Source organism: Mesorhizobium sp. B283B1A, assembly GCF_020165735.1.
GTDB lineage: Bacteria > Pseudomonadota > Alphaproteobacteria > Rhizobiales > Rhizobiaceae > Mesorhizobium > Mesorhizobium opportunistum.
Genome location: NZ_JAIUIQ010000083.1, coordinates 1 through 8,169, shown reverse-complemented (window position 1 = coordinate 8,169; position 8,169 = coordinate 1). Strand labels below are relative to the sequence as shown.

The 8,169-nt window shown below is 63.8% G+C and carries 7 protein-coding genes and 1 pseudogene; 4 read left to right on the top strand and 4 right to left on the bottom strand.

All coding sequences use genetic code 11. From position 1 onward, the window contains the following. Window positions 1-482: 482 nt before the first annotated feature. Window positions 483-980 (top strand): GAF domain-containing protein, encoded by a 498-nt coding sequence (locus LB577_RS32825; RefSeq protein ID WP_023766172.1) that lies wholly within the window; start codon window positions 483-485, stop codon window positions 978-980. Window positions 981-1,034: 54 nt separating this feature from the next. On the opposite strand, the pseudogene LB577_RS32820 reads toward LB577_RS32825, so the two are convergent. From LB577_RS32820 to LB577_RS32805, 4 genes and pseudogenes are all read right to left on the bottom strand, one after another. Next, window positions 1,035-2,083, bottom strand: a pseudogene (locus tag LB577_RS32820) (alpha/beta hydrolase family protein). A 166-nt stretch (window positions 2,084-2,249) separates the two neighbouring features. Next, window positions 2,250-3,293 carry a helix-turn-helix domain-containing protein gene (locus tag LB577_RS32815; RefSeq protein WP_224690535.1) on the bottom strand — a complete coding sequence of 348 codons (1,044 nt, stop codon included), beginning with the start codon at window positions 3,291-3,293 and terminating at the stop codon, window positions 2,250-2,252. Between the two features lie 178 nt (window positions 3,294-3,471). After that, entirely contained in the window at window positions 3,472-4,545 is a 1,074-nt protein-coding gene (locus LB577_RS32810) for a YeiH family protein (RefSeq protein ID WP_224690534.1), read from the bottom strand. A gap of 142 nt (window positions 4,546-4,687) precedes the next feature. Beyond that, window positions 4,688-5,074: an ester cyclase gene (locus LB577_RS32805; RefSeq protein WP_224690533.1), complete on the bottom strand. Its 387-nt coding sequence runs from the start codon at window positions 5,072-5,074 to the stop codon at window positions 4,688-4,690. A 414-nt stretch (window positions 5,075-5,488) separates the two neighbouring features. Here LB577_RS32805 and LB577_RS32800 point away from each other — a divergent pair, with 414 nt between their 5' ends. The 3 genes from LB577_RS32800 (at window position 5,489) to LB577_RS32790 (ending at window position 7,975) form a co-directional block, all read left to right on the top strand. Continuing rightward, a complete protein-coding gene (locus LB577_RS32800; protein WP_224690532.1) occupies window positions 5,489-5,956 on the top strand; it encodes a GNAT family N-acetyltransferase in 468 nt (155 codons plus the stop codon). Between the two features lie 26 nt (window positions 5,957-5,982). Continuing rightward, window positions 5,983-6,366, top strand: a complete 384-nt coding sequence (locus tag LB577_RS32795) for an ACT domain-containing protein (protein WP_224690531.1) — start codon at window positions 5,983-5,985, stop codon at window positions 6,364-6,366. 175 nt (window positions 6,367-6,541) lie between these two features. Further along, complete coding sequence (locus LB577_RS32790; protein WP_224690530.1) at window positions 6,542-7,975, top strand: aldehyde dehydrogenase family protein; 1,434 nt, start codon at window positions 6,542-6,544, stop codon at window positions 7,973-7,975. Window positions 7,976-8,169 lie beyond the last annotated feature (194 nt).

Genomic DNA, 8,169 nt, shown 5'->3' with positions numbered 1-8,169 from the left:
CGGTCCTCCCAGCGAAGGAGAAAACTGTCACCCATCCATCAGGTCCATTCTGTTACCTATCTATCCGGTTCGGACACATCGTCCCTCTCCCCGTCACGATACGGGGAGAGGATGCCGGCAGGCAGGTGAGGGGCGGCGCCAACGCTCCGCAAGGAGAATGCAACCTTTCCATATCCAGTCCTTCGCTGCGGTAACGGGCCCGTTGCGAGCGTCGCGCTGCCCCTCATCTGGCTGCCGCCATCTTCTCCTCGTGAACGGGGAGAAGGACGCTCGTATTGAAGCTGCTACTTCCCACTCAACCGCAGCACCAGCGCCTTCATGCAGCCCGGCGGCAAGATCGAGCCACACGTCCCCGATGATTGCGGCGGCGATCCTGATCTTGCGGCTTTCGCGGGGGCTGGAATTCACGCTAATATGGCCCGGTGGTCGTTTGGTGCAGCTTGCCGGAAACGGAACCGCGATTCTCAGCTCGGAGACAAGCCATGTTTGCGGCCAAGGCCATCGACACCTCGGACAAGGCCGCGTTCTACCGCGACCTTGCCACGCAACTGAAGGCGCTGCTCGACGGCGAGGGTGACTCGATCGCCAATGCCGCCAACACCTCGGCGCTGATCTTCCAGATGGTGCCCGACCTCAATTGGGCCGGCTTCTATTTCCTGGCATCGGACGAGGAGATGGTGCTCGGCCCGTTCCAGGGCAAGCCGGCCTGCGTGCGCATCGCCGTCGGCAAGGGCGTGTGCGGAACCGCGGTGGAACTCGGCACCTCGATGCTGATCAAGGACGTCCACGATTTCCCCGGCCACATCGCCTGCGACGCCGATTCGCGCTCGGAACTGGTCGTGCTCCTGGAAGACGACAACGGTGTCTTCGGCGTGCTCGATCTCGACAGCCCACTGCCCGGCCGCTTCGACAAGGCCGACCAGGCTGGCATCGAAGCACTGGCCGCGATTTATGTCGCGGCAAGTTCGTTCGAGGACTGAGCGCGCGCCATCGAGCGATAAGCGTTGGCGCCGTAGAACGCTTGCCTTGCAAGCCTATGGCCCTGCCTTCAGCGCTCTGCTGAACGCCGTAGTCGCCATGTCGATCAATTGCGCATGAATCTCGCCGCGCGATCGTCCGCCAGCATCATCGCACACGGGTCGCCGATCTCTTCGGACACGATGATTGCCAACGCACCGGGCTTGCACGCGCCGAACATGCTGTAGTGGCTAGCGTCCTCGATCGTCGCGTAGCTCGCCTTAACGATCGCCTTTGCGATCCCCGAGGCGTCGCTGGTCGTGGGGATCTTTCCCGGCTGGCCAAGATTGACGATATCGACCGGGATCCTGATGCCGGCGAAGCTTCCGGTGTCGAAGACATCGACTGGCGCGGGATCGATGGCCATGGCAAAGCGGATGTGGCGGTCGCTGTTGTCGCGGCCGGAGGGCCGCAGGTCCATGGCGTGGAGATCGACGCCGCTTTGCCTGACCCACTGGCAAAGCGAGGCATTGAGCCGGTCCGTATCACAATAGGCTGCCAGCAGCTTCGGGTCGACGCGGGCACCGGCCATGGCGAGGGCGGTGTTGCCGCCCATGGAAAGGCCGAGCACGCCGACTTGGCCCTGCTCCAAGTGATCCCTGAACAAGGCGTCCCCTTCCATCGCGTCCAGGGTTGCCGTGAGATCGGCGGGCCGCAGCCACAGTTTCATCGTCTCCGCAGCGGACCTTTTTGGCCCCGTGTTTCCCGGATGCGTGGGAGCGGCGACGATGAATCCCAGCCTGGCCAGAGGTGTCGCGATCCAGCTCAAGGCTTGCGGATTTCCCGCCAGCCCGGCGCCGTGCGAAAGCAGGATGAGCGGAAATTTTCCGCCTGAGACCGGCGCATCGCGCAGGGCGGAGGTGCCGATGAAAAGCTCATTGTCGCCGAGGCTGACCGCGTCGCCGCCCGGCTGCGCCGGGTACCAGACCGTGACGTCGAGATCGGTGCCGCGTTCCCTGGATGAAGCGGGGACGTGACGAACGCCGACGCTGTCGCCGGCGCTGGCCGCGTGCTGCATCGGCATCGTTGAGACAAGGACGGCACAAAGCATCGTCGACAATTTCATTGGAAGCTCCGTTGGCGAACGCGTGCGCCTTGCTGGTTTGACACCGCGATATCAGCGGATCGGCTCGGAGCCCGCGACCTCGATCGCGATCGAGGACGTGCCTTGTCGTGATCGAGTACCACATCGTGATCGAGTACGGCTTGGCGCCGGGCAGTGCCTCGAGTGTTCAGCCACCCACGGGGCTTGCAAGCGAGGGCGCATTGCGTTCCCGCCAGGCGAGCGGCGTCATCTCGGTGACGCGGCGGAATTCGCGGTTGAAGTTCGACTTGGTCTGGAAGCCCACCGCGAACATGATCTCGGTCACCGGCTGATCGGTCCCGGTCAGCAGCCGGCAGGCCTCGTCGATGCGATGTTCGTTGACATATTGCGAGACGTTCCTGGCCTTGGCCCGGTTGATCGCCGCCGAAATCTGCCGTGCCGGAATTCCGGCGCGTCGCGCAAGGCGGTTGAGATTGAGGTCGGCGTCCCGGTAGAGCTTCTTCTCCCGCAGCACTTCGTCCACCCTGCGAAGCGTGTCGGCGTCTTCGCCGGCATTGGCAGGGGGCGAGGTCTCGGCGAGCTCGGCGGCATTGGGCGGAACATGGCTCTGGCTCGCCGCGGCCGTCGCGACGCCGACGATGACGAGGATGAAAAGATTGGCGATGCCGATCACGGCCGCCGCACGGGCGCCGTGCCCGGATGCCACGTCGAAGGACACCGCCATGTCGACCAGTCCCGACAGGCATAGCGTAAACGCCGCGGCAATGATGCCCCGGTAGGCCGGAACCGCGCCGTCGAAAGGCGCCAGGCGAAGCCCGTCCGCGCCGGACCGCAGCAGCCAGAGGATGGCGGTGGCGTAGATGAAATCGATCGAAATCAGCGCCGCGTCGACCGCGTCGCGCCAGAAAAGCACCAGCACCAGGACGATGGCGGCGGGCACTGCGTGGAGCGCCAGCAGGGCCGGCCATGGGCGGTCGCTGGTGCGGGCGAGCCTGGCAACGCCGGCGTAGAGCAGCGCTGGCATGATCGCGGCGGAGAGGGGAGCGATATAGCCTATTTCGCGGATGCCGTAGCCCCAGCGCAGGCCGGTGAACACCGACTGCAGTGCCGCGACCAGGATCAGGGCAAGAAACGGCAGGTTGGGCGCAGCCTCATCTCCACGCCTGGCGACCACGCCAAGCAGGATGAACAGCAACAGCGCGACGACGAAGGGCAGGGGAACGAACAGCATGGATCGGGTGCGGGCTCCTGCGAACAGGCGGACCGTAGACCATTCCGGCGAAAAAACGCCTCCGATGCTCTACTCTTTGTCTACGCAATTCCGGACACAAACCGATACGCACTTTTGCTGGAATAGCTCTAACCGATGTGGTCTGATTCCCAAACTCGCCTGTTGTCGGCGCTAATGCTCAGACAAACTTCACCAGTATCAGGCTGAAGCCGCCGATGAACAGGAAGGCCGAGAAGGCCAACGCCAGCGGGCGCAGGCCGCGCGAGCGCAGCTGCGAAATGTCGGCCTGCAGGCCCATGGCTGCCAGCCCCATGGTCAGCATGATGGTGGTGGCGAGCGCCATCGCCGTCTTCACTTCGGCGGGGATCGCGACAAGGCTGTTCAGCGCCACGACGGCGACGAAGGCGGCGACGAACCATGGCATGGGCGGCCGCGTCCCGGATTGGTCGCTTGATTGATCGCGGCTGCCGCACCGCGCCATCAGGCCGAGCGCGATGACCATCGGCGCCAGCATGGCAACGCGGGTCAGCTTGGCGACGGTGGCGATCTCGCCGGACTGGGTGCCGTTCTGGAAGCCGGCGCCGATGACCTGCGCGACCTCATGGATCGAGGCCCCTGCCCACAGGCCGAAAGCGTGCTGGTCGAGGCCGAGCACGGGGGCCAGCAGCGGAAAGCCGAGCATGGCAACGGTGCCGAACAGCGTGATCGAGGCGACGGCGTAGGTGACGTCTTCGTCACACGCATCGGTGACGATGTTGGTGGCGACGATGGCCGAGGCACCGCAGATCGAGGTGCCGGCGGCGATCAGCTGCGCCAGCTTGGCGTCGACGCCGATCAGGCGGCCGAGCGTGATGGTGAAGACGAAGGTGGCGCCAAGGGTCAGCGCGACGATGCCGACGCCGCCGGCGCCGATCGAGACGACCTGGCCGAGCGTCAGCTGGAAGCCGAGCAGCACGATGGCGAAGCGCAGCAGGCGCTTTTGCGAGAAGGCGATGCCCGCCCTGGCATGGGCAGGGGTGCCGAGCACGTTGGAATAGATCATGCCGGCGACGACGGCGAGGATCATCGGGCTGAACAGGGCGAAACCGGAGACATTGCGGGCCGAGAAGGCGACGGCGGTGATCATCGCCACCAGGACGATGCCGGGGATGATGCCATTCCACGCCGAATCGAGGCGCTTGCGACTTGCCGCCAGATCGGCAGAAATCGTGCCTTTCGGAATATCGTTCGTAGCGCGGGCGGTGGAAGACAATGCAATTCTCCAGGCGAGTGCCTCAGGAGAATGCCATTCCTAAAACGATCTTTCCAACGAATTATTTTCGTTAGAATGATCGATTCTGACGAACGATTGCCGACTCCGCGCCGAAATCGTTCCGTTCAAGGAGCGAAGACGCCTACAACTGCGCTTCGATGGCCGCTTTGTCGATGACCGACCAGACATGCCTGATCTTGCCATCGAGAAACTCGTAGAAGACGTTCTCGCTGAAAGAGACTTTCCGGCCATTGACGGGGAGGCCGAGAAAACTTCCCTTCGGCGTGCAATTGAATTGCAGCCGGCTGGCTATGAAAGGCGTATCGGAGATCAGCAGTTGGATGTCGAAATAAAGATCCGGAATTTCCCGGAAATCCCGTTCCAGCATGTCACGGTATCCTGTCAGCCCGACCCGGTCGCCATTGTAGTGCACCTCGCTGTGCAAGAAGCGCTCGAGGTCCTGCCAGTCCTGGGCATTGAGGCAGGCGATGTAGCCACGATAGGTGTCGGCAAGGTCGATATCTGTCACGGGCGGTCGCTCCCTTTCGTCTGGAGAGGATAGGGCTCAGATAGGACGGACCCGGGAGCGGTCCAGCTTTAGCGCAATTCCCAAGGGAAACCGTTTCACACTGTTCCTGGAATTGCCCTGGCGTCGATACCGGAGCCAGCGTTCCGTCACCACGGGGGATAAGGGCCCCGCAGGCCGATGAGAGCGCCTTGATGTTTCCCGACAAATTGGCCCTGGCTTGACAGCGCCGCGCCACTTGCGCCAGCTTGGCGCCATGCTCATTTCCGCCCCCGCCAGCATCCAGCGACACCGCCCAGCGCGAAGCGGCAAGCTGATTGCGCGACGACAAAGGCCGGCAGGATAGATGCGGTTCGTTCGTTTCCAGCCCCGCCCGCGACACCCGCCGGCGGGGTTTTCCATGTCTGGAGCCCTGTCATGACCATCAAGTCCTCCATCCGGTTCCGGCCGGCCGAACCCGCCGACGCCGCCGCCATCCGGGATATCGTTCGATCAGCCTATGGCAAATGGGTGCCGGTGATCGGCCGCGAGCCGCTGCCGATGCGCGCCGACTATGAGAGGGCCGTTGCCGAGCATCCGCTCGACTTGGCCATCGAGGAGGGCCGCATTGTCGGGATGATCGAAACCATGCTTGCCGGCGACCATTTGTGGATCGAGAATGTCTGCGTCGCGTCGGAGGCGCAGGGCAGGGGGATCGGGCGGCTGCTGCTGGAGCGGGCCGAGTGGAAGGCGATCGAAGCAGGCCGTCCGGAGCTGCGCCTGCTGACCAACGGCGCTTTCGAGGTCAACGTGTCGCTGTATAAATGGCACGGCTATACGATCGACAGGGAGGAGCCGTTCATGGGCGGCATGACGGTCTATATGAGCAAGAAATTGACGCGATAGCGGGCAAGCGGAGGAATGGTACGAAGATGGCTGCCAGGATCAAATTGAAGCAACTTCCAGAGATTTACGCGATTTCACGGCTCGGGGCGAGCGACGGCATTCCCGGCTGGGCGGACGGGCCAGGCTTCGTCAGCATCACCAGGACCGATGACGAGCTTTCGATCACTTGCCTGGAGGATCGCGTTCCAGGCACCGTCAAGCACGACGGCGACTGGGTCGCCTTCAAATTGCAGGGGCCGTTTGCTTTCGACGAAACCGGCATCGTGTTGTCGGTCATCCGGCCGCTGTCGGAAAACGGGCTGGGCATCTTCTTGGTATCCACCTTCGATGGCGATCATCTGCTGGTGAAAATGGCGGACCAGGATGCGGCGAAACAGCGTCTGGTTGAGGCAGGACACACGCTGCTGTAGTTCATCCATGTCATCGAAAACGGCTGGGTTCGCTGGGCCAACGCGTCTGGCTCAATCACTGGCGTGCTGGCTCAACCACTTCCGGGGTTGCGTTTGACAGCGGCGTTTGCGCATCGTTATCTCTAGCCATATATCACGGCCGAAACGGCCACGCGACGCGCCCCCAGGAGAAACCATGTCACACAATCTGCAGTTCTATATCGATGGCGCGTGGGTCGATCCTGTTGTGGCCAACACACTCGATGTCATCGATCCATCGACCGAGGATGCCTTCGCGCAGATATCGCTCGGCACCAAGGCCGATGTCGACAAGGCGGTGGCCGCGGCCAAGCGCGCCTTCAACACGTTCGGCTTCACCTCGGTGGAGGAGCGCCTCGACATCCTGAACCGCGTCATCGCGGTCTACAAGAAGCGCAGTTCCGACCTGGCGCTCGCCGTGTCGCGCGAGATGGGCGCGCCGCGCCAGTTCGCGCTCGACAGCCAGGTGGGCGTCGGCCTCGCGCATCTGACGAAGATGGCGGAAGTGCTGAAATCGTTCGAGTTTCGCCACGTCAAGGGTTCCTCGCTGATCGTCAGGGAGCCGATCGGCGTCGTCGGCCTGATCACGCCGTGGAACTGGCCGCTGAACCAGATCACCTGCAAGGTGGGCCCGGCGCTCGCCGCCGGCTGCACCATGGTGCTGAAGCCATCGGAGATCGCGCCGCTCGACGCCATCATCTTCGCCGAGATCCTCGACGAGGCCGGCGTGCCGAAGGGTGTGTTCAACCTCGTCAACGGCGACGGCCCGGGCGTCGGCCAGGCGCTGTCCAGCCATCCCGACATCGACATGATGTCGTTCACCGGCTCGACGCGGGCCGGCATCCTGGTCGCCAAGGCCGCCGCCGACACGGTCAAGCGCGTGCATCAGGAGCTTGGCGGCAAGTCGGCCAACATCCTGTTCCCGGACGTCGACCTCGCCACCGCCGTCAGCAAGGGCGTCGCCGGCTGCTTCGGTAACAGCGGTCAGTCCTGCAACGCGCCGACGCGCATGTTCGTGCCGCGCGATCGTCATGACGAGGCGGCGGGCTACGCCAAGGCGGCGGCGGAAAAGTTCACCGTCGGCCCGGCAGACGCCGCCGGCACCAAGCTTGGTCCGGTCGTCAGTCAGGTGCAGTTCGACAAGATCCAGGACCTGATTCAAGCCGGCATCGACGAGGGGGCGACGCTGGTCGCCGGCGGCCCCGGCCGCCCCGCCGAACTCAACCGCGGCTACTACATCAGGCCGACCGTGTTCGCCGACGTCACCCACGACATGCGCATCGCACGCGAGGAGATCTTCGGGCCGGTGCTGGCGATCATGCCCTACGACACGGTCGAGCAGGCGGTCGAGCAGGCCAACGACACCGTCTATGGCCTTGCCTCCTACATCCAGGCCAAGGACATCCAGAAAGCACGCGACGTGGCGGCGCGCATGCGCTCCGGCAACGTCTACATCAACTACCCGACCTGGGACGCTGGACTGCCCTTCGGCGGCTATAAGCAGTCGGGCAACGGCCGCGAATACGCCGAATACGGGCTCGAGGATTTCCTCGAGATCAAGGGTATCGCTGGGTATGAGGCGGCGGAGTAGGTACGACGCGGTTTCGTTCGAAACGGCACTCAGCCTGCTTGAGCCGGACCATCGGGAGGTCGGCGCCGCCCCTCATCGCCCTGCCGGTGTCCAGCCGATAGATAGGTAACACTTTGGACCGGATACATAGGTAACACTTCTCCCCTCTATTCGTCCGCCGCAGCGCCAAGCGGTTTGGTTGGCGCGGCGCTGCG

Excerpts from the sequence above, each read along its gene's own strand:
- LB577_RS32795 (WP_224690531.1), top strand. The coding sequence starts at position 5,983 with ATGGCTGCCAGGATCAAATTGAAGCAACTTCCAGAGATTTACGCGATT.
- LB577_RS32800 (WP_224690532.1), top strand. The coding sequence starts at position 5,489 with ATGACCATCAAGTCCTCCATCCGGTTCCGGCCGGCCGAACCCGCCGAC.
- LB577_RS32825 (WP_023766172.1), top strand. The coding sequence starts at position 483 with ATGTTTGCGGCCAAGGCCATCGACACCTCGGACAAGGCCGCGTTCTAC.
- LB577_RS32815 (WP_224690535.1), bottom strand. The coding sequence starts at position 3,293 with ATGCTGTTCGTTCCCCTGCCCTTCGTCGTCGCGCTGTTGCTGTTCATC.
- LB577_RS32790 (WP_224690530.1), top strand. The coding sequence starts at position 6,542 with ATGTCACACAATCTGCAGTTCTATATCGATGGCGCGTGGGTCGATCCT.